This is a genomic window from Corticimicrobacter populi (genome assembly GCF_003123725.1).
Taxonomy (GTDB): domain Bacteria; phylum Pseudomonadota; class Gammaproteobacteria; order Burkholderiales; family Burkholderiaceae_B; genus Corticimicrobacter; species Corticimicrobacter populi.
The window spans coordinates 197,924-219,132 of the sequence record NZ_QETA01000007.1; the positions used below are offsets into that span (position 1 = coordinate 197,924).

18 protein-coding genes are annotated in these 21,209 nt (G+C 63.3%); 10 read left to right on the forward strand and 8 right to left on the reverse strand.

Annotated features, from left to right (window positions below; all coding sequences use genetic code 11):
• Positions 1-26: 26 nt before the first annotated feature.
• The 10 genes from DD235_RS15105 (at position 27) to DD235_RS15150 (ending at position 13,276) form a co-directional block, all read left to right on the forward strand.
• Positions 27-4,790 (forward strand): glutamate synthase-related protein, encoded by a 4,764-nt coding sequence (locus DD235_RS15105; RefSeq protein ID WP_109062916.1) that lies wholly within the window; start codon positions 27-29, stop codon positions 4,788-4,790.
• 40 nt (positions 4,791-4,830) lie between these two features.
• Complete coding sequence (locus tag DD235_RS15110) at positions 4,831-6,303, forward strand: glutamate synthase subunit beta (RefSeq protein ID WP_109062917.1); 1,473 nt, start codon at positions 4,831-4,833, stop codon at positions 6,301-6,303.
• Between the two features lie 192 nt (positions 6,304-6,495).
• Positions 6,496-7,230: an AzlC family ABC transporter permease gene (locus tag DD235_RS15115; protein WP_109062918.1), complete on the forward strand. Its 735-nt coding sequence runs from the start codon at positions 6,496-6,498 to the stop codon at positions 7,228-7,230.
• On the forward strand, positions 7,227-7,547 hold the full coding sequence (locus DD235_RS15120; RefSeq protein WP_109062919.1) for an AzlD domain-containing protein: 321 nt from the start codon (positions 7,227-7,229) through the stop codon (positions 7,545-7,547). Before DD235_RS15115 ends, DD235_RS15120 begins: the two co-directional genes overlap by 4 nt.
• Before the next feature lie 109 nt (positions 7,548-7,656).
• Complete coding sequence (locus DD235_RS15125) at positions 7,657-8,718, forward strand: LacI family DNA-binding transcriptional regulator (RefSeq protein WP_239990178.1); 1,062 nt, start codon at positions 7,657-7,659, stop codon at positions 8,716-8,718.
• A complete protein-coding gene (locus tag DD235_RS15130; protein WP_109062921.1) occupies positions 8,715-9,722 on the forward strand; it encodes an ABC transporter substrate-binding protein in 1,008 nt (335 codons plus the stop codon). The genes DD235_RS15125 and DD235_RS15130 overlap by 4 nt, the downstream gene beginning before the upstream one ends.
• On the forward strand, positions 9,722-10,537 hold the full coding sequence (locus DD235_RS15135; protein WP_109062922.1) for an ABC transporter permease: 816 nt from the start codon (positions 9,722-9,724) through the stop codon (positions 10,535-10,537). Before DD235_RS15130 ends, DD235_RS15135 begins: the two co-directional genes overlap by 1 nt.
• Positions 10,534-11,394, forward strand: a complete 861-nt coding sequence (locus DD235_RS15140; RefSeq protein WP_109062923.1) for an ABC transporter permease — start codon at positions 10,534-10,536, stop codon at positions 11,392-11,394. The genes DD235_RS15135 and DD235_RS15140 overlap by 4 nt, the downstream gene beginning before the upstream one ends.
• A 5-nt stretch (positions 11,395-11,399) precedes the next feature.
• Positions 11,400-12,398 (forward strand): ABC transporter ATP-binding protein, encoded by a 999-nt coding sequence (locus tag DD235_RS15145; RefSeq protein WP_109062970.1) that lies wholly within the window; start codon positions 11,400-11,402, stop codon positions 12,396-12,398.
• A 53-nt stretch (positions 12,399-12,451) separates the two neighbouring features.
• The gene (locus DD235_RS15150; RefSeq protein WP_109062924.1) at positions 12,452-13,276 is read left to right on the forward strand and encodes a phosphodiesterase; all 825 of its coding nucleotides are present in this window, start codon (positions 12,452-12,454) and stop codon (positions 13,274-13,276) included.
• A gap of 15 nt (positions 13,277-13,291) precedes the next feature.
• Here the strand turns inward: DD235_RS15150 and DD235_RS15155 are convergent, their stop codons facing one another.
• From DD235_RS15155 to DD235_RS15190, 8 genes are all read right to left on the reverse strand, one after another.
• The gene (locus DD235_RS15155; protein WP_109062925.1) at positions 13,292-14,359 is read right to left on the reverse strand and encodes an MBL fold metallo-hydrolase; all 1,068 of its coding nucleotides are present in this window, start codon (positions 14,357-14,359) and stop codon (positions 13,292-13,294) included.
• A gap of 77 nt (positions 14,360-14,436) precedes the next feature.
• Positions 14,437-14,874: a hypothetical protein gene (locus tag DD235_RS15160; RefSeq protein ID WP_109062926.1), complete on the reverse strand. Its 438-nt coding sequence runs from the start codon at positions 14,872-14,874 to the stop codon at positions 14,437-14,439.
• Entirely contained in the window at positions 14,871-15,266 is a 396-nt protein-coding gene (locus DD235_RS15165) for a YchJ family protein (protein ID WP_109062971.1), read from the reverse strand. Before DD235_RS15165 ends, DD235_RS15160 begins: the two co-directional genes overlap by 4 nt.
• A 99-nt stretch (positions 15,267-15,365) precedes the next feature.
• A complete protein-coding gene (locus DD235_RS15170; RefSeq protein ID WP_204524257.1) occupies positions 15,366-17,837 on the reverse strand; it encodes a TonB-dependent siderophore receptor in 2,472 nt (823 codons plus the stop codon).
• A gap of 80 nt (positions 17,838-17,917) precedes the next feature.
• Positions 17,918-18,934, reverse strand: a complete 1,017-nt coding sequence (locus DD235_RS15175) for a FecR family protein (RefSeq protein ID WP_109062927.1) — start codon at positions 18,932-18,934, stop codon at positions 17,918-17,920.
• The gene (locus DD235_RS15180; RefSeq protein WP_109062928.1) at positions 18,931-19,455 is read right to left on the reverse strand and encodes a sigma-70 family RNA polymerase sigma factor; all 525 of its coding nucleotides are present in this window, start codon (positions 19,453-19,455) and stop codon (positions 18,931-18,933) included. Before DD235_RS15180 ends, DD235_RS15175 begins: the two co-directional genes overlap by 4 nt.
• Before the next feature lie 173 nt (positions 19,456-19,628).
• A complete protein-coding gene (gene adhP, locus DD235_RS15185) occupies positions 19,629-20,657 on the reverse strand; it encodes an alcohol dehydrogenase AdhP (RefSeq protein WP_109062929.1) in 1,029 nt (342 codons plus the stop codon).
• A 22-nt stretch (positions 20,658-20,679) separates the two neighbouring features.
• Positions 20,680-21,209 (reverse strand): aldehyde dehydrogenase family protein (locus tag DD235_RS15190; protein ID WP_146193521.1); only part of this gene is annotated, 530 nt, incomplete at its 5' end.

Sequence of the window (21,209 nt, forward strand, 5' to 3'; positions counted from 1 at the left end):
ACCGTGCCTTGCCAGGAATCGCCGCCATGACCCAATCCTGTACGCCCTCGCCCCAGGGTCTGTATCATCCCAGCAACGAACATGATGCCTGTGGCGTCGGCTTCATCGCCCATATCAAGGGCCAGCAAAGCCACGCCATCATCTCGCAAGGCCTCAAGATCCTCGAGAACCTCGATCACCGGGGTGCCGTCGGTGCCGATCCGCTGATGGGTGATGGTGCCGGCATCCTGATCCAGATTCCCGACCTGCTCTACCGCGAAGAAATGGCCCAGCAGGGCGTGACCCTGCCGCCCCCCGGAGAATACGGCGTGGCCATGGTGTTCCTGCCCAAGGAAACCGCCTCGCGCCTGGCCTGTGAACAGGAACTCGAACGCGCCGTGCGCGCTGAAGGCCAAATCCTGCTGGGCTGGCGTGACGTGCCCATCGACAGCGACATGCCCATGTCGCCTACGGTCAAGGCACATGAGCCGGTCATCCGCCAGCTCTTCATCGGCCGTGGTGCCGACGTGATGGTGCCCGACGCCCTTGAGCGCAAGCTGTACGTCATCCGCAAGACCGCCAGCCACGCCATCCAGAACATGCAACTGGCGCACGGCCAGGAATATTTTGTCCCGTCCGCCTCGGTGCGCACCGTGGTCTACAAGGGCCTGCTGCTGGCAGACCAGGTTGGCCGCTACTACAGCGATCTGTCCGATCCGCGCGCCGTCTCGGCGTTGGCACTGGTACACCAGCGCTTCTCGACCAACACGTTCCCGGCCTGGCCGCTGGCCCACCCCTACCGCCTGATCGCCCACAACGGCGAAATCAACACAGTCAAAGGCAACTTCAACTGGCTGCGCGCCCGCGAAGGCGTGATGCAATCGGCCGTGCTGGGCGAAGACCTGCAAAAGCTCTACCCCATCGTCTACGAAGGCCAGTCGGACACGGCCACCTTCGACAACTGCCTTGAACTGCTCACCATGGCCGGCTACTCGCTGGCGCACGCCATGATGATCATGATGCCCGAAGCCTGGGAACAGCACGAGGAGATGGAAGAAAGCCGCCGCGCCTTCTACGAATACAACGCCGCCCTGATGGAGCCGTGGGATGGACCTGCCGCCATGGCCTTTACCGACGGCCTGCAGATCGGCGCACTGCTGGATCGCAACGGCCTGCGTCCGGCACGCTACCTGATCACCGACGACGACCTGGTCATCATGGCCTCCGAGGCGGGCACCCTGCCCGTGCCGGAAAACCGCGTGGTCAAGAAATGGCGCCTGCAGCCGGGCAAGATGTTCCTGATCGACCTCGAGCAGGGGCGTATCATCGACGACAGCGAAATCAAGTCGCAACTGTCCAACGCACATCCCTACCGCCAGTGGATCGAGCGTCTGCGCATCCGCCTGGACTCGTTGCCCGAGGCCGAGCCGCATGCTCGCCAGGCCGCCCGCGCACATGCTTCGCTGTTGGATCGCCAGCAAGCGTTCGGCTGGAGCCAGGAAGATTACAAGTTCATCCTCGAACCCATGGCCCGCAATGGCGAGGAAGCCACCGGCTCGATGGGTAACGACGCCCCGCTGGCCGTGTTGTCGCACCGCCCCAAGGCTTTCTACAACTATTTCCGCCAACTGTTTGCCCAGGTCACCAACCCACCGATCGACCCGATCCGCGAACAGATGGTGATGTCGCTGGTGTCCTTCATCGGTCCCAAGCCCAACCTGCTGGACATCAACAACGTCAATCCGCCGCTGCGCCTCGAGGTGTCACAACCTGTACTCGACACGCACGACATGGCGCAGATCCGCGACATCGAAGAAGTCACGCGCGGCAAGTTCCGCAGCTACGAGCTGGATATCACCTATCCTGTGGTCTGGGGTCCGGAGGGCATCGAAGCTCGCGTGGCCGCACTCTGCGCCAAGGCCGCCGACGCCGTCAAAAATGGCTACAACATCCTGATCGTGTCCGACCGCAATGTCGATGCCGAGCGGGTCGCCATCCCGGCACTGCTGGCGACCTCGGCCATCCACCAGCACCTGATTCGCACCGGCCTGCGTACCAGCACCGGCCTGATCGTCGAGACCGGATCAGCACGCGAGGTGCACCACTTCGCCCTGCTGGGCGGCTACGGTGCCGAGGCCATCCACCCCTGGCTTGCACTCGAGTCGCTGGCAGAACTGGCAGCCCGTCCCGAAAGCGATTTCGATACCAAGACGGCGATCAAGCACTACATCAAGGCCATCGGCAAAGGCCTGAACAAGGTCATGTCCAAGATGGGCATCTCGACCTACATGTCGTATACCGGCGCGCAGATCTTCGAGGCCATCGGGCTGTCACGTGAACTGATCGACAAGTATTTCACCGGTACGCCCAGCCCGATCCAGGGCATCGACATCTTCACCGTGGCCGAAGAAGCCCTGCGCATGCACAAGGCAGCCTTCAGCACCGATCCGGTACTGGTCAATGCACTGGATGCCGGCGGCGAATACGCCTTCCGTACGCGCGGCGAAGAACACATGTGGACGCCCGATGCCATCGCCCACCTGCAGCATGCGGCACGCGGCAACAACTACCGCAGCTACAAGGAATACGCGCAGATCATCAACGACCAGAGCAAGCGCCACATGACATTGCGTGGGCTGTTCGAGTTCCGTTTCGATCCGACCCGTGCCATCGCCCTCGACGAAGTCGAACCGGCTGTCAGCATCGTGCGCCGCTTCGCTACCGGAGCCATGTCGCTGGGTTCGATTTCGACCGAGGCGCATGCCGTGCTGGCCGTTGCCATGAACCGTATCGGCGGCAAGTCCAACACTGGTGAGGGTGGCGAAGATCCGCGCCGCTACGAACATGAACTGCGCCATGGCACCAGCGGCATCGAAGCCAAGGATACGCTGGCCTCCGTGCTGGGCTCCGACCGCGTCGTAGCAGATATTCCACTCCAACTGGGTGACTCGCTGCGCTCGCGCATCAAGCAGGTGGCCTCGGGCCGCTTTGGTGTCAGTGCCGAATACCTGGTCAGCGCCGACCAGATCCAGATCAAGATGGCCCAAGGTGCCAAGCCCGGCGAAGGCGGTCAGTTGCCCGGCCACAAGGTGTCCGAATACATCGCCCAATTGCGCTATTCGGTACCGGGCGTCGGCCTGATCTCGCCGCCTCCGCACCACGACATCTACTCCATCGAAGATCTGGCGCAACTGATCCACGACCTGAAGAACGTCAATCCGCGTGCCTCGATCTCGGTCAAGCTGGTGTCCAAGGTGGGCGTCGGCACAGTGGCGGCCGGCGTGGCCAAGGCCAAGGCCGACCATGTCGTGATCGCCGGCCATGACGGTGGCACCGGTGCCTCGCCGGTATCGTCCATCAAGCACGCCGGCACGCCCTGGGAACTGGGCCTGGCCGAAACCCAACAGACGCTACTCCTGAACCACCTGCGCAGCCGCATCCGGGTCCAGGCCGACGGCCAGATGAAAACCGGCCGCGACGTGGTGATCGGTGCGCTGCTCGGTGCCGACGAATTCGGCTTCGCCACCGCACCGCTGGTGGTCGAAGGTTGCATCATGATGCGCAAGTGCCATCTCAATACCTGCCCGGTCGGCGTCGCCACCCAGGATCCGGTCCTGCGCCAGCGCTTCAAGGGCCAGCCCGAGCACGTGGTCAACTATTTTTTCTTTGTCGCCGAGGAAGTGCGCGAGATCATGGCCCAGCTTGGCATCCGCCAGTTCGACGACCTGATCGGCCGTGCCGACCTGCTCGATATGCGCACGGGCGTCGAACATTGGAAAGCACGCGGCCTGGATTTCAGCAACGTCTTCCACAAGGTCGAGTCCGACGAGTCGCCCCGTCAGATCGGCGAACAGGACCACGGCCTGGACAAGGCTCTCGACCTGCAACTGATCGAGCGCAGCAAGCCGGCGCTCGAGCGTGGCGAGAAAGTGTCCTTCATCACGCCGGTACGCAATCGCAACCGGACCATCGGGGCCATGCTGTCGGGTGAAGTAGCGCGCCGCTACGGTCACCAGGGCCTGCCGGACGACACCATCCACATCCAGTGCAACGGCACGGCAGGCCAGAGCTTTGCAGCCTTCCTGGCCAATGGCGTCACCCTGGACCTGGTAGGTGAGGCCAACGACTACGTCGGCAAGGGCCTGTCGGGTGGCCGCATCATCGTGCGCACCCCCAATGACTTCCGTGGTGACGGCCCCGAACACATCATTGCCGGCAATACCGTGCTGTACGGTGCACTGGCGGGCGAGGCTTTCTTCAACGGCGTGGCAGGCGAACGCTTTGCCGTGCGCAACTCCGGTGCCGCGACCGTGGTCGAAGGCACCGGTGACCATGGTTGCGAATACATGACCGGCGGCACTGTCGTGGTCCTGGGCGGCATCGGTCGCAATTTCGCAGCCGGCATGTCCGGCGGCGTGGCCTATGTCTGGGATCCGGAACGCATCCTGCGCAAGCGCTGCAACACCGGCATGGTCGATCTCGAAAATGTCGTGCCACAAGCCGAGCAGGAACTGGCCGGCGACATCGCCTCTTGGCACAGTCGTGATCGTCAGTCGTCCCGCCAACCCGACGAAGTTATCCTGCGCACCCTGATTGAAGACCACTTCCGTGCCACCGGCAGTTTCCGCGCCCGCGACCTGCTGGGCAACTGGGACAGCGCTCGCCAGCAGTTCGTCAAGGTCATGCCGCGCGACTACCGTCGCGCCCTGACCGAACTGTGGCAGGCCGCCCAGTCCAAACAGACCGCTGCCCCGGCCGAGACCCCTCGGCCCAAGGCGGCCCGCGCACGCAAGGAGAAGGCGCTGGCCTGAGCCACGCCCCCTGACACGAACAGACTATACGGATACGATCATGGGAAAAATCACAGGATTCCTGGAATACCAACGACTGCACGAGGCCACCGAGGCACCGGCCAGCCGGCTGGGCCACTGGCGCGAGTTCGTGCTGCGCCTGGACGACGGCCAAGCCGGCCAGCAGGCGGCACGCTGCATGGACTGCGGCATCCCCTTCTGCAACAACGGTTGCCCGGTCAATAACATCATTCCCGACTGGAATGACCTGGTCTACCACCAGCAGTGGCGCCAGGCGCTCGATGTGCTGCACTCGACCAACAATTTCCCCGAAATCACGGGCCGCATCTGCCCGGCTCCCTGCGAAGCCGCCTGTACCCTGAACATCGACCGCATGCCCGTAGGCATCAAGTCGATCGAACATGCCATCATCGACAAGGGCTGGGAGCAAGGCTGGATCACCCCGCAGCCGCCCAGCCGCAAGACTGGCAAGAAGGTCGCCGTCATCGGCTCCGGTCCTGCCGGGCTGGCCTGTGCACAGCAACTGGCACGTGCCGGACACGCGGTCGTGGTGTTCGAGAAAAGCGACCGCATCGGCGGCCTGATGCGCTACGGCATCCCCGACTTCAAACTGGCCAAGCACCTGATCGACCGTCGCATGGCCCAGTTGGAAGCCGAAGGCGTGGAATTCCGCCCCTCGACCTATGTTGGCCAGTCTTCGGATGCCAACCGCCATGGTGTCGGCCTGGCCGTGATCACTCCCGAAGAGCTGCGCCAGCAGTTCGATGCCATCGTGCTGGCGGGCGGCTCTGAAACACCACGCAACCTGCCGGCACCGGGCCGTGACCTGCAAGGCGTGCACTTTGCCATGGACTTCCTGCGTCAGCAGAACAAGATCGTGGCAGGCGACCGCCTGAGCAAGGTGATTTCGGCCAAGGACAAGCACGTGATCGTGATCGGCGGTGGCGATACCGGCTCCGACTGCGTCGGCACCAGCAATCGCCAGGGAGCCAAATCGATCACCCAGTTCGAACTGATGTCCCGTCCGCCCGAACTGGAAAACACCGAACTGACCTGGCCCTACTGGCCGATCAAGCTGCGCACCTCCAGTTCGCACGAGGAAGGCTGCGAACGCGACTGGGCCATCAATACCGTAGCCTTCGAGGGCAAGAACGGCAAGCTGCAGGAAATCCGCATCGTGCGCGTCGACTGGCAGCGCGATCCGACCACCGGGCTGATGAACATGACCCCGATCGAAGGCACCGAGACCACGCTGCCCGCCGATCTGGTGCTGCTGGCCATGGGCTTTGTCTCACCGGTGCAGCAAGTACTCGACGCCTTTGGCGTGGACCGGGACAACCGGGGCAATGCCCGTGCCAATACCGACGACTACCGCACGACCGAAGACGGCATTTTCGCGGCAGGCGACATGCGCCGCGGCCAGTCGCTGATCGTCTGGGCCATCCGCGAAGGACGCCAGTGCGCCCGGGCGGTGGATGAGTTCCTGATGGGTGAAAGCGTGCTGCCTCGCTGAGCGACAGGTACGACGGATCAGCGCCGCTCCCCCCGGCGCTCCCTGCGCATCAGGCCCGACCCTGGCCTGTTTGCGCGTATCGGAACAGCGGCCTGCAGCGATGCAGGCCGTTTTTGCATATCGTCGCCCGCCCCTGGCACCACAGCTTTGCTATGATGGGCCGCTATCGTTTCTGCCCATTGCCTAGACCGCATGTCCACGCCCTCGCCCGCCAGCGCCCAGCACCTGCAGCCATCCCCCTGGCGCCAGGCGCTGACAGACTCCATTCCCATCGCCATGGCCTATGTCCCGATCGGCTTCGCCTTCGGCCTGCTGGCGGTGGAAACCGGACTGCCGGCCTGGTATGCAGTACTAATGAGCGTGATCGTCTATACCGGTGCCCTGCAGTTTGCCGCACTGCCCATGCTGGCGGGCGGCATCGGCCTGGGCGCGCTCGCGTTGACCACCCTGCTGCTCAACCTGCGTCACCTGCTCTATGCCCTGCCCCTGCTGCCGGTCCTGTCACGCAAGCGCGCCACGCGGCTCTACTCACTGGCAGCACTGACCGACGAAACCTATTCGATGCTGAGCGCCATGCCCGCCGAACGGCGCGGCCGCATGGCCTTCTCGATCAACCTGACCTGCCAGGCCTGGTGGGTCGCCGGCACTGCGCTGGGTGCGCTACTCGGCCCGCAGATCGGCAACCAGATTCCCAACCTCGGCTTTGCACTGCCCTGCCTGTTCGTCATCCTGGCGATCGAGCAGTACCTGCTGCGACGCCAGTGGCAGCCACTGGTACTGGGCATTGTCGCCTTCGTTCTGTGCCGGTTGCTGCTGCCTCAGGAGCATGTCCTGATCAGCGCCCTGCTGCTGTCCCTGATCGGCCTGGTGTGCCATGATCGCCTGCAGCAGCGACACGCGCGGACAGATGCAGGAGCCAGCCGATGAGCCTATCCTATCTCTGGCCAGCCCTGGCCATCATGTCGGCACTGACTATCCTGCTGCGCCTGCTGCCGCTGGCCACCCAGCGCTTCCTTGGCAACAACCGCGCCATCGACGCACTCAATCGCACACTGCCGCTGGCCATCATGGTCATCCTCACGCTGGCCTCGCTCAAGGGCGGTGGCAACGAACCCATGCGTCTGGGCGCAGAACTGCTGGCGCTGGGCCTGGTGGCGCTGAGCTACCTGCGCTGGCGCAATACGCTGCTCAGCGTGGTACTGGGCGTGGCGGCGCTCAATGGTGTGTTGTGGATGGCCGCATAGCCATTTATAAATAGACGACCCAATCGGCATGCCGGGCAAGTCGCCCGTCATCCTCATGTCATGTTCGCCCTCTACGATGAAAACGTTTTCATCACATTGGGTCGGAACAGTGACATCCGCCAGGCACACGCCCTCCATCCGTGAAATAGCCCAGGCCGCCAGTGTTTCCCCGGCCACGGTATCGCGCGCCTTCAACCAGCCCGAACTGCTCAATCCAGACACGCTGGCCCGTATCCTGGCTGTCGCCGGGCAGCATGATTTCCGGCCCAGCCGTATCGGCAGCAGCCTGCGTTCGGGCAGCACCCGCACGCTGGGCCTGATCGCACCGACTCTCTCCAATCCGGTATTCGCCGAATGTTTCGAGGGTGCCGAACAGCAAGCGCGTGAGGCCGGATACAGTGTCATGCTGACCGCGACCGCCTATGATGCCCAGCGGGAATGCGATGCCGTGCGCAACATGCTGGATCACCGGGTCGAAGGCCTGATCCTGACAGTGGCCAACGCGCACGACAGCCCGGCCCTGGACCTGCTGACACAGACGGGTACGCCCTATGTGCTGGCCTACAACGAATCGCCCCGGCACCCCTCTGTTTCGGTGGACAACCACCAGGCTGCCATGGACATGGTGCAATGGCTGGCACAGCGCGGTCAGCGGCATATCGCCTTCGTTTCCGGGCCGCTCTCGGCATCCGACCGGGCCCGCAGCCGCCTGCACGGCGCACAGGAACAGGTACGCCGGCAGGGTTTGCCCGGGATCGTCCATCTCCCCATGGAAAACCACACCTGCTGCGACGCAGACACGCTACGCACTGCGCTGGCGGGCCCGCAGCCGCCCCAGGCGCTGTTCTGCTCCAACGACCTGCTCGCCACCTCAGCGATCGGCCTGCTCCAGCAACTGGGTCTGACCGTCCCCAACGACATCTCGGTCTGCGGCTTCGACGGCATGGCCTTTGCCGCCATGCTGCAACCCGCCCTGACCACCGTGTCGCAACCCAGTCACGACATGGGTCGCCAGGCCTGCGCCCTGCTGTTGTCCATGCTTGGCATCACGCATGACACGGCACCCGCCCCCGCTTTTCCCATCCGTCTTCCCTACCGGATCGTCTCCGGCGGCACCGTCGCCGACGCCGATCTGCCTTCTCCGCCTCTCACAGGAGTGTCCTGTTCATGAAACACCTGCTCAAGCCCCTGCTGCACGTTGCAGCCCTCAGCCTGGGTCTGGTCGCCAGCGCCCAGGCCCAGAACGCCATCTGCTACAACTGCCCGCCCGAGTGGGCCGACTGGGGCACCCAGTTGCGCAACATCCAGGAAGCCACCGGCATCACCGTGCCTGGCGACAACAAGAACTCCGGCCAGGCCCTGGCCTCGCTGGCAGCCGAGCGGCAGAACCCGGTGGCCGACGTCGTCTACTACGGCGTGTCGTTCGGCATCCAGGCCGCACAGGACAATCTGGTCACCGACTACAAGCCCGCCCGCTGGGACGAGATCCCCGCAGGCCTGAAGGATACCGACGGCAAATGGTTTGCCATCCATTCCGGCACGCTCGGGTTCATGGTCAACGTGGATGCCCTGCGCGGCAAACCGGTCCCTCAGTCGTGGGCTGACCTGCTCAAGCCCGAATACAAGGGCATGATCGGCTACCTCGACCCGGCCTCGGCCTTCGTAGGCTATGTCGGTGCCGTCGCGCTCAATCAGGCACTGGGTGGCAGCCTCGATAACTTCGACCCCGCCATCGGGTGGTTCCAACAGGTCCAGGCCAACCAGCCCATCGTGCCCAAGCAGACGGCCTACGCCCGCGTGCTGTCGGGCGAGATTCCCATCCTGATCGACTACGATTTCAACGCCTACCGCGCCAAATACAAGGATGAGTCCAACGTCGAATTCGTGATCCCCCAGGAAGGCACCATTTCCATCCCGTACGTCATGAGTCTGGTCAGTGACGCCCCCCATGCAGACAATGGCCGCAAAGTACTGGATTTCGTCCTGTCCGATCAGGGGCAGGCCGTCTGGGCCAATGCCTTCCTGCGCCCCGTCTTCGCCTCGGCCATTTCGCCAGAAGCCCAGTCCCGTTTCCTGCCTGACACGGAGTACGCCCGGGCCGGCACGGTCGACTACGGCAAGATGGCGGAAGCGCAACGCGGCTTTTCGACCCGCTACAGCAAGGAAGTCCACTGATGACACGGCGCGGCTGGATCTGGTTCGCCTTGCCGGCAACCCTCGTCTTCCTGGCCTTCTGGCTGCTGCCGATGATCCGGCTGGCATGGCTGGGCCAGACCGGCCGCGATGGCGGCTCCGCCTATCTGACCGTCCTGTCGGAGCCGCTGTACTGGCGCAGTCTGTTCAATACCGTGCTGCTGTCGGCAGCCGCCACACTGGCCACGCTGATCCTGGCCGTGCCGGTGGCGCGCTTCCTGGCGCACCATCGCGAATTCCGGGGCCGTGGCACGCTGATCGCACTGCTGACATTCCCGCTGGCCTTTCCGGGGGTCGTGGTCGGCTTCCTGATCATCCTGCTGGCCGGCCGGCAGGGCATTCTGGCAGACCTGACCGAACGACTGTTCAATGACCCGGTGGTGTTTGCCTATGGCATGGCCGGCCTGTTCCTGGGTTACCTGTATTTTTCCCTGCCGCGCGCCATTTCAGTCCTGACCGCTGCCGCCGAGCAGATCGATCCGGCCCTGCCGGCCGCTGCACGCACGCTGGGTGCCAACGCCTGGCAGCGTTTTGCCCATATCGAACTACCGGCCCTGAAACCGGCCCTGATCGCAGCCGGTGCCATGTCATTCGCCACCAGCATGGGGGCTTTCGGCACGGCATTCACACTGGCGACGCAGATCAATGTGCTGCCCCTGACCATCTACAACGAGTTCACCAATTACGCCAACATCCCGGTGGCGGCTGCCCTGTCCATCCTGCTGGGGCTGATCACATGGCTGATCCTGGCTGTGGCCCACCACCTGGCCGATGCGCAACAAGGAGCAGGGGCATGAGCCTATCCCACCAGGCACACCAGACCCTTTCTGACACCCGCCACATCGCCCCCCCGCTCGATGCGCCCTCGCGGCTGGATGCAGGGCTGGGCTGGCTGCTGACCCTGGCCGTCGCCTCGTTCCTGATCGGCCCGGTACTGCTGTCCGTGCTCGCGGGCCTGACCCGCAACTATTTCACCGGCGTGCAAAGCGGCCTGACGCTGCGCTGGATCGGCGAAGTCTGGCAGCTTTATTCGGACACGCTGGCCCGCACCGGCATCGTTGCCCTCGGCACCCTGCTGATCTGCCTGCTGACCGGCGTACCGCTGGCCTGGGTACTGACGCTGCATCCGGGCCGCACCAGCCGTATCCTCGAGGAACTGCTGACGCTGCCAGTGGCCGTACCCGGACTGGCCACCGCGCTGGCGCTGATCGTCTCCTGGGGCACGCTGCCGCTGCTGCGCAGCAGTACGCTGTTCATCATCATCGGCCATGTCCTGTTCACCCTGCCCTTCATGGTACGGGCCGCCCGCGCCAGCATGCAGGGCACCGAGCTGATCCAGCTCGACGAAGCGGCCGCCACGCTGGGCAGCTCCCGTCTTAAGCGCTTTCTGGGCATCATCGTGCCCAACGCCCTGCCCGGCATCCTGGCCGGTTCGCTCACCGTGGTCACGCTCTCGGTCGGCGAGTTCAACCTGACCTGGCTGCTGCACACCCCACTGACCAAGACGCTGCCGGTCGGACTGGCCGACAGCTATGCCTCCATGCGCCTGGAAGTCGCCTCGGCCTACACCCTGGTCTTCCTGCTGATGCTGCTGCCGCTGCTGGTCGGCCTGCAATGGCTGGCTGCTCGCACGCCGCGCGCTTCTCTCTCCTGATGCCCATGACGACCCATCCTCCGACCTCCATCACTCTGCAACACTGCGCCAAGACCTGGGCCAGCGGTCGCCCTGCGCTGCAGCCGCTCGACCTGCATATCCCTGCGGGCGAGATACTGGCCCTGCTCGGCCCTTCCGGATGCGGCAAAACCACCTTGCTGCGCCTGATCGCCGGGCTGGAACGCGCCGATGCCGGCAGTCGCATCCTGTTCGGCGACCGCGACGTAGGCGACCTGCCGGCAGAACGCCGCAATGTCGGCGTGGTTTTCCAGAACTATGCGCTGTTTCCCAATCTGAATGTGGCCGAGAACATCGCCTATGGCCTGCGCATCCGTGGCGTTGCCCAGGCGCAGCAGCGCCAGCGGGTCGAAGAACTGCTGGCGCTGATCCGGCTCGAGGACATGGCCCGACGACGCATACAGCAGCTTTCCGGTGGCCAGCGCCAGCGCGTGGCCCTGGCGCGGGCGCTGGCAGTCACACCCTCTGTCCTGCTGCTGGACGAACCCCTGACCGCACTCGACGCCAAGCTGCGCGATCACCTGCAGACCGAGCTGGCAGACATGCTGCGCACCCTCGGCATCACCACCATCATCGTGACCCATGACCAGCAGGAAGCCATGATTCTGGGCCAGCGCATCGCCGTCATGTCGGCCGGTCGCATTGAGCAGACCGGTTCCGCCCAGGACCTTTATACCCGGCCGGAAAGCGCGTTTGTCGGTGATTTCCTGGGCCAAACCTGCCAGGTACGCGGCATTTTGCACGGTGCCCGGCTACAGGCCGGCCACCTGCCCCTGCGTTTCCGCCCCCATGCAGCCCGCCTCGAACCTTTGCAACACGGTGATCTTGCCGCCACCATCACGGCACGCTATTTTCTTGGGGACCAGATCCGCTATACCCTGCGCCTGGGCGACGGGCAATCGCTGCAGATCACCGCGCCACCCGATTGCGCCTTCCAGGCCGGAGAACAGGCCGGCTTGCGCATCCTGCAATCCGCGGCACATTGAGCCCACGCATCGGCATACAGCACTTACAGAAAAACGACCCGCAGATACCCTTTATGCTCATCGCCCAACTTACCGACCTGCACATCCGCATGCCTGGCCAGAAGGCCTATCGCATCGTCGAAACAGACCGCTGTCTGCCGCCCGCCATCGCCGCGCTGAACCGGCTCGACCCGCGCCCCGACTGCCTCATCCTGTCTGGCGACCTGACCGATTTCGGGCGTCCGGCCGAATACGCCCACCTGCGCGACATGCTCCAGCCCCTGGACATGCCCTGCTATCTGATCCCCGGCAACCACGATGATCGCACCGCCCTGCTGGCGGCCTTTCCCGACCTGCCCTGGCAAAAGCGGCTCGACGACTTTGTCCAGTACGCCATCGAGCACCATCCGCTGCGCCTGCTGATGCTCGACACCGTCGTGCCGTGTTCTCCCCATGGCGCGCTGTGTTCACGACGCCTGGACTGGCTGGCCGAGCGCTTGGCCGAACAGCCGGGACGCCCCACCCTGATCGCCATGCATCATCCCCCTTTCGACAGCGGCATCGACCATATGGATGCCATCGGACTGCTGGAGGGACGCGCAGAACTGGAGGCCATCGTGGCCGCCTTTCCCAACATCGAGCGGATCATCTGCGGCCACCAGCATCGCACCGTATTCCGGCGTTTCGGCGGTACGCTCGCCTCGATCTGCCCGTCGCCCGCCCATCAGGTCGCGCTGGACCTGCGACCCGACGGCCCTTCCGCATTCATCCTGGAGCCTGCCGGCTTTCACCTGCATCTCTGGCACGACGGTGCGCTGGTATCGCATGTCGCCGTGCTGGGCGAGCATGCCGGCCCCTATCCTTTCCATGAAGAAAACGGCCAGTTGATCGACGACTGAGGCAGCAGGCCCGTATCAGGCAATCCGGCTAAAGCGCACCACGCCATCGGCATCCTGCCGCCGGCTCAAGACCCCTTCGAAATACAGGGCATGCAGGTGGGCCAGCGCCTCGCCCATGGCAAACGTCAACTGGTGCAGGTCGAGTTCTCGCCGAAACAATACCGGCACGATATCAGCCGCGCTGCACGGCTCGGCGCAGGCCTCCACCACCTCCTGCAGGCGTGCCGCATGATGCGCGCGCTGCTGGGCAATGCGCTCGTGCACGCCGATGAAAGGCCGGCCATGCGAAGGCAGTACCCGCACATCTGCCGGCAGATCATGGTAGCGATCCAGCGACATCAGGTAGAGCGGCAGCGGATTGCCTTCGGGCTCGTGGCTGAACACGCTGACGTTGGTGGAAATGCGCGGCAGCACCATGTCGCCGGAAATCAGTACATTCAGGTCCGCGCTGTACAGGGAGATATGCTCCGGTGCGTGGCCATAGCCGATGATGACCCGCCAGTCACGGCCGCCAATCCTCACCAGGTCGTGGTCCATCACACGCACGAACGAGGCCGGCACCGACGGCACCAGATCCGGGTAATAGCGCGCCCGCTGGCGAATCTTGTCGAGCGCCTCGGGATCGCGCAGGCCATGCCGGACGAAATGGTCCACCGCAGCCTGCCCGGTCGGCCCGCCCAGACCCTCATCGGCAGCCGCAGACCACCAGCGGGCCACGGCATAGTCGGTCATGCTGGTCCAGAGAGGAGCCTGCCAGCGCGAGCAGATCCAGTCGGCCAGTCCGATATGGTCGGGATGCATGTGTGTAACCAGTACACGCAATACCGGCAGGCCCTGCAGTTCGTCACGAAAAATGCTTTCCCATTGCGCCTTGACGGTATCGCGGCTGATACCGCAGTCGATCACCGTCCACCCCTCTCGCCCGTCGATCTCGTCGCGCAGCAGCCAGGCATTGACGTGGTCCAGCGCAAACGGCAATGGCAACCGTATCCAGCGGACACCGTCAGCCACTTCATGTGCCGTACCCGGTGCGGGCAGAAAATCGCCCAGCGGATAACCGAGCGCCTGTTCCTGATGATTCATGATGCTTGTCCCCTGTCGTTATCTGTCTGTTTGTCAGCGGACTATCTTATCCCGGATATTTACCCGAATACGACCCTTCACAATCTATCAAGCGTGACCCGTACCCCTGCTGCGACAACTTGCCTGGCCCAGGTGAAAGGCACCGAATCATCCAGCTCCGCCCTGAATGCCGCGACCTCGGCAGGGCTGCTGCACCACACATTGCCGCTTCCAACCGAAGGAACGTCTGCCGTTTCCGCAAACCGGAACTTGATCGAAAGCTGGGTCATGGAGTCTGCGGCTTCATCTGGATCCTCGAGATCCAGCATGATTTGCCGGGTCAGGTCCAATTCGACATGGCCGCCTTGCCTGCTCCACTGATAGAGCAGCATGTCGCCATCTTCTTCGATATTCGTCTGGTCAATCCGTTCGGAAACATAGAGCCGGATGAAAAAATCGAAAACCCCGGCGATATCTTTGTCCGCCAGGGCCGGACACGCCGTGACGCCTTCCTGGATACGTGCGATGCTGCTCATGTGTTTCCCGAAAACGTGCCATCCAGATAGAACCAGACACCGCCGATACGCTCGAAGCGGCTGGTTTCATGCAGCCTGTCGGCCCGGCCATGCAGGCGGCTGCGCGCCACGAACTCGACCGTGGCATGGGTATCGTCCTGGCGCTCGTACCGTTTCACCTGCAGCCCCAGCCACTTGAGCCCGGGAGGATTGGGCTCAAGTGCCGACGGGCGGGTATCGGGATGCCAGGTATCCAGCAAGTAGGGCAGATCATCGAGCACGAACGCGCTGTAGCGCGACCGCATCAGCGACTCGGCATCCGGTGCCTGCAATCGCAGCGGTCCGGCATGCCAGCGACCACAACAGCGGGCATAGGTCTGGGAACTGCCGCACGGGCAGGAGGAATCGGGCATGGCATGACTCGGGTCGATGAATATCGAACGCAGTATAGCCACACTCCATCGGCAGCGTCCGTCCGAAACGCTGCCGTCCTCTGGGCAAGAAGCTGCAGGCTAGAAGGAATAGCGGGCTGTCAAAAGCCAGCTCCTCGGCTCGCCCAGTACATTGCCATTGTCCGGATAACTGATCGAGCGGTAGTAATTCCTGTCGAATACATTGAGCACGTTGAGCTGAAAGTCCAGATTGCGACTCGGACTGTAGCCCGCCATCAGGTTGACGATACCGTACCCCGGCTGGCGTACGGTTTCATAACCCGACACGGTACTTTGCGTCCGCCCCTGGATGCGCGCCGACGTCCCGACGCGCCAACCTGCCAGCGCGCCATCGAAGCTATACACCGTGGATAACGTCAGCAGGTGCCGCGGCGTCGTCGTCCCATAGCGCGAACCCGCCTGCCCTTCGGTCGAATCTTCCAGGTATTTCGCCATCACATAGGCATAACCGGCGAATATGCGCCAATTGTGGGTGACATTGCCGGACAGCTCGGCCTCGAAACCCCGGCTTCTCACCTCGCCCGCAGCCGCATAGCAAGATATGGCCGTATTCGAGCAAGCCGTCTGCGGTAGTGCGTTGGGCAGGTTGGTCTGGTTGATCTGAAATACCGCCAGGCTGGCATTGAGGCGGCCATCCAGGTATTCGCCCTTGATCCCCGCTTCGTAATTTGTCCCCTCGACCGGATCAAGCAGTCCGCCCCCCACAGACGTATAGTCCTGCGGCTTGAAAATACCGGTAACGGAACCATAGACCGTGTATTGCTCGTTCAAGTCATAGGTCAGTGCAGCATAGGGTGTCAGCTTGCCATGCTCGGTAAAGCGCGTTTCGCCTACATAAGTGCCGCTGCGCATGAGACTATCATAGGTATACCAGCTCAATCGCCCCCCCAGAAACAGATTGAGCGGATCGGACAAACTGAATTTGACCGTGGCATAGCCGCCATACTGAACTTCCTTGCTCTCGCGGCTCCACATCATGTTCCATGCCGGCTCAGGTGCATCGACCGAAGCCGCCCAGTCAGCCGGATCGAAGGCATACGGATACGCCGTCGCCCACCCCCCAGGGCCGTCATTCTCGACCTTGCGCCGGTGGTTGACGCCCACCGCCAGTTGGTGATTCCGCCCTGCCAGCTCGAACGGTCCCGAAGCACGCAGATCCAGAGCGGTCTGGCGATGCTGATAATGATATTTCCCCGTGTTGTAGAACATCGCATCATTCGCCTGCCGCGCCCACAACAACGACGTGCCCGCCATGTTCAGCTTGCCGTCCAGCCACGATCCCTTCAGTTCAATCTTCCAGCCATTGTCGAAAGCATGCGTCACTTCGGCAAAGGCCTGAGTGTTTTCCTTGTTCCAATAAGACCAGTAGGGTGACGCACGGACATCACGGTCGAAGTCATAGAAGGATCCATCGGCACGGGTCGGCAAACCATTCCAGTCCGCGCCGGGATTGTCTTCAGTATTGTGATACCCCCCCAGCGTGATCGTGGTGCGATCCGTGATATCAGCCTCCAGGATGCCATAGAAAAGGCGACGCTCACGACTGTAGCCCGACGTGAACGTATCGCTGTCGCGCAGTGTCGTCACCACCCGCCCTCGCAACGTACCTGCCTCGTTCAGCGGACCACCGGCATCCAGCGTCGTGCCTCGATTGTGCCAGCGGCCATACGATGCAGCGACAGAACCGCGAAAATCGGCCGTAGGACGCTTCTTGACCAGATTGATCGATGCAGACGGATTGCCCGCTCCCTCCAACAGACCCGTGGCCCCGCGCACAACCTCGATCCGGTCATAGATATCCAGCGTACCCGAACCCAGCACATCGTAATCGTGACCCATCGCCAGGCCATCGACCATGATATTGCTGACGCGGAACCCGCGAGCGTTGTACTCCTCGCGCTCACTGGCTGTCGAGGTGACCGTCATGCCGGTCGTGTAGTTAAGCGCATTCTCCACCGTCGTCATACCGTTGTCGGTCATACGGTCACGGGTCACCACGCTGACCGATTGCGGCGTTTCCCGAATCGACAGAGCCAACGGCGTGGCCGTGCTCATCAGGCCCGTCGTGTAGGAACCCGAACCTTCGGTCGCCTCCTGCTGTCCGCGCACCGTGACGGCCTCCAGCGCCTGAACATCCTGTCGGGACCGCCTGCGCAGCACATAGCCGCCATCCCGGTTGCGAACCGCCTCGAGCCCCGACCCGGCCAGCAGCACGGCCAGCCCACCGGCGACATCATAACGACCCGACAGAGCAGGGCCGGGCAAGTCGGCAGTCAGCGCGCCATCAATGGCCAGGGCGATACCTGATTCGGCTGCAAAACGGTTCAGCACCTGATCCAGTGTCCCCGCCTCGATACCGTACTGCCGCATGCCGTCCTGCCCCGCTACCGCCGGCTGCGCCTGTACGGCACCAGGCCATGCCGTCGCGCCAGCCAGTACGATGCCGGTCCCTACCAGCATATGCGCCAGCCGCACCGAGCGCTGCCGATGCCTGCCGGACACACTGTCCGCCCTGTTCTTTTCCTGACTCATTTCGTTGCCTCGTTCCCGTTGAAAATCGATCCTCACCACAATGAGGTCTCATCTCTTTCCCGAACGAGAATGAAAAAGTGCTACGGCCGCGTCACCGTCACCCAATAAGGTGTGCGAAACACCACCTTGACCGGCAAGGCCTGGGCCAGCATGGCCAGCGTGCGATCGGTATCGTCGAGCGGATAGACACCCGACACGATCAGCTCCGCGACATCCGGATCGCACCGCACGAAACCACTTCGATAACGCGCCACTTCCGCCAGGAATGCATCCAGCGTCATCCGTTCCGCAATGAGCTGCCCCTGCGTCCAGGCCGGGCGCGGCTGCACCAGTGCGATATCCTGCTGGACGGCATGGCGATCGAAGCGCATCTGCCGGCCCGCCTCGAGCCGGGTCGCTGCCCCCTCGGCCAGCCCGCCTGGTCGGACTTCGACGGCACCTTCGTAGACGGCCACCCGAATACCTTCATTTTCCTGCGCGACCTCGAAGCGCGTGCCCAGCGCCCGGATCGTGCCATAGTCGGTTTCCACCACGAAAGGCCTGGGCAGCGCATGGGTATCGGGTGCCGTCACAATGAAAATCTCGCCACTGCGCAACAGCAGACGTCGAGCAGCCGCGTCATAGACAACGTCGAGTGCGCTCGCGGTATTGAGCACGACTTCGCCACCATCGGCCAGGCCAACCCGGGTGCGCTCGCCACGCCCGCTCCGATATTCAGCCACCATGGTGCGCCACGGCACGACGTGCCCGCCCAGGGTCACCACGCCACCCACGCCAAGCCCCAGCAGCAGGCTGCGCAGCAATGCCCGCCGCTCACGTCGGCGGCGCCCGCCCGCTCCACGCAAGACATCCGCCAGCAACGCACGATCCGGTGCCTGATCCAGCGTAGCGTCGTGCAGCAGACCATTGATGCGCTGTACCTGCTGCCAGGCCCCGGCGTGCCCTGGCTGTGCCAGCCACTGCTCGAATGCCCGACGCTCGACAGCACTCATTTCGCCGGACCAGTGCGTGACCAGCCAGTGCAAAGCCTGCTCATGCAAGTCGAGTGCTGCAGAAGGCAACGATGCCGCCGCCTCCGGTCTGTTGCGGGACGTCATGCCAATGCCGCGCAGCAGGCCTGGGCAGCCTGGAACATGTATTTGCGTACCGTTGCCACGGCAATCCCCTGGCGAGCCGCAATGGCGCTATAGGTCAGCCCGTCGAACTGGGACAGCAGGAAAACCTCCCGCACCCTGCCCGGCAGACTGTCGAGCGCACGATCGACCTGCATCAACGCCTCGATGATCAGGGCGCGGTACTCGGGTGATGGCGCATGCGCATCGACCCGGCAGGCCAATGCCTCCAGGTAGGCAGCCTCGATCTGCCGGCGACGAAACAGATCGATTGCCAGCCCCTTGGCAATCTGGGTCAGGAACGCACGGGATTGTCCTGCTGGCGGCAGGCGGCCCGAGCCGATCAGCCGGACGTAGGTATCCTGCGCCAGGTCTGCCGCGTCCTGCCGGTTGCCCAACCGGCCCTGCAGCCATCCCTGCAACCAGCCATGATGGCGCACATAGAGATCAGCCACCGTAGTGGCACTGGAGCCAGGCGATGATGAGGAAATTTCGGGAGACGACATATCCGGCGCGTCAGGAGAGGAAAGCGCATTCGCAAACAGGAATGCATATCAGGCCGGATTATAAACATGTTGTGCCAGTTCAATCCGGTTTCGTCCACCGGCCGTGACCATTGATAAAAAAGCCCTGGCTGCAAAGGCAGCACAGGGCTCAACCGGCTACTGCAAAAATAAAATCAGGCGTTCAGATCCAGCACCACACGACCATTGATCTGGCCGGCATGCATGCGCTTGAAAATATCATTGACGTTTTCGAGACGGTCCGCCGTGACCGTGGCCTTGACCTTGCCCTCACCCGCAAACGCGAGTGACTCCTGCAGGTCGAGACGGGTGCCGACGATGGAACCACGCACGGTGGTGCCATTGAGCACCATATCGAAGATCGACAGCGAAAAATCGCCCGGCGGCAAACCGTTGAGGGCGATGGTGCCGCCGCGCCGGGTCATACCCATGGCCTGCTGGAAGGCAATGGGAGAAACCGCCGTGACCAGCGCGCCATGCACGCCACCGATTTCCTTCTTGAGATACGCAGCAGGATCGGTATTGCGGGCGTTGACTGTGACTTCTGCGCCCAGCGAACGGGCCAATGCCAGCTTGCTGTCGTCCACGTCCACCGCGGCCACATTCAGGCCCATGGCACGCGCATACTGCACGGCCACATGACCCAGGCCGCCGATGCCCGAGATCGCCACCCACTGTCCTGGCTTGGCCTCCGTCATTTTCAGGCCCTTGTAAACCGTCACGCCAGCGCAAAGGATAGGTGCGATTTCGACAAAACCGACATTGTCGGGCAGCTTGCCGACATAGTCGGCTGCCGCCAGTGCATATTCAGCAAAACCGCCATTGACCGAATAGCCTGCGTTTTGCTGGCTCTCGCACAGCGTTTCCCAGCCGCCCAGGCAGTGCTCGCAATGGCCGCATGCCGAGTACAGCCAGGGAATGCCGACCCGGTCGCCTTCCTTCACATGCGTCACGCCTGCGCCAACCGCTACCACATGGCCTACGCCCTCGTGGCCCGGGATGAACGGGGGGTTCGGCTTGACCGGCCAGTCGCCCTCGACCGCGTGCAGGTCGGTATGGCATACGCCGCACGCTTCGATCTTGACCAGAATATCACCCGGCCCCGGACGGGGCACCGTGACTTCCTCGATCTGCAGTGGCTGGCCAAAAGTGCGCAGCACTGCCGCTTTCATGGTGGTCTGCATAAAACGTCTCCTTGTGATGCAATCAGAAAAAGCCCAGGGCGTTGGGGCTGTAGCTGACCAGCAGGCACTTGGTCTGCTGGTAGTTCGACAGGGCCACCTTGTGGGTCTCGCGGCCGATGCCGGAATGCTTGTAGCCACCAAAGGCCGCATGCGCCGGATAGAGGTGATAGCAATTGGTCCAGACCCGGCCTGCCTCGACCCCACGGCCCACGCGATAGGCACGCGTGCCGTCACGGCTCCATACCCCGGCCCCCAGGCCAAAGAACGTGTCGTTGGCGATGGCGATGGCCTCGTCCTCATCCTTGAAGGTCGTCACCGACGCTACCGGCCCGAAGATCTCCTCCTGGAAGATGCGCATGTCGTTCTTGCCCAGCAGCAGCGTTGGCTTGACGTAGAAACCCTCGTCCAGGCCCGTGCCCGGCTGATTGCGGGCCCCGCCCGTCAGGCATGTGGCCCCTTCGCCGCGACCGATGTCGATGTACGACAGGATCTTGTCCATCTGCACCTTCGAGACCTGCGCCCCCACCATCGTGCTCTTGTCCAGCGGATTGC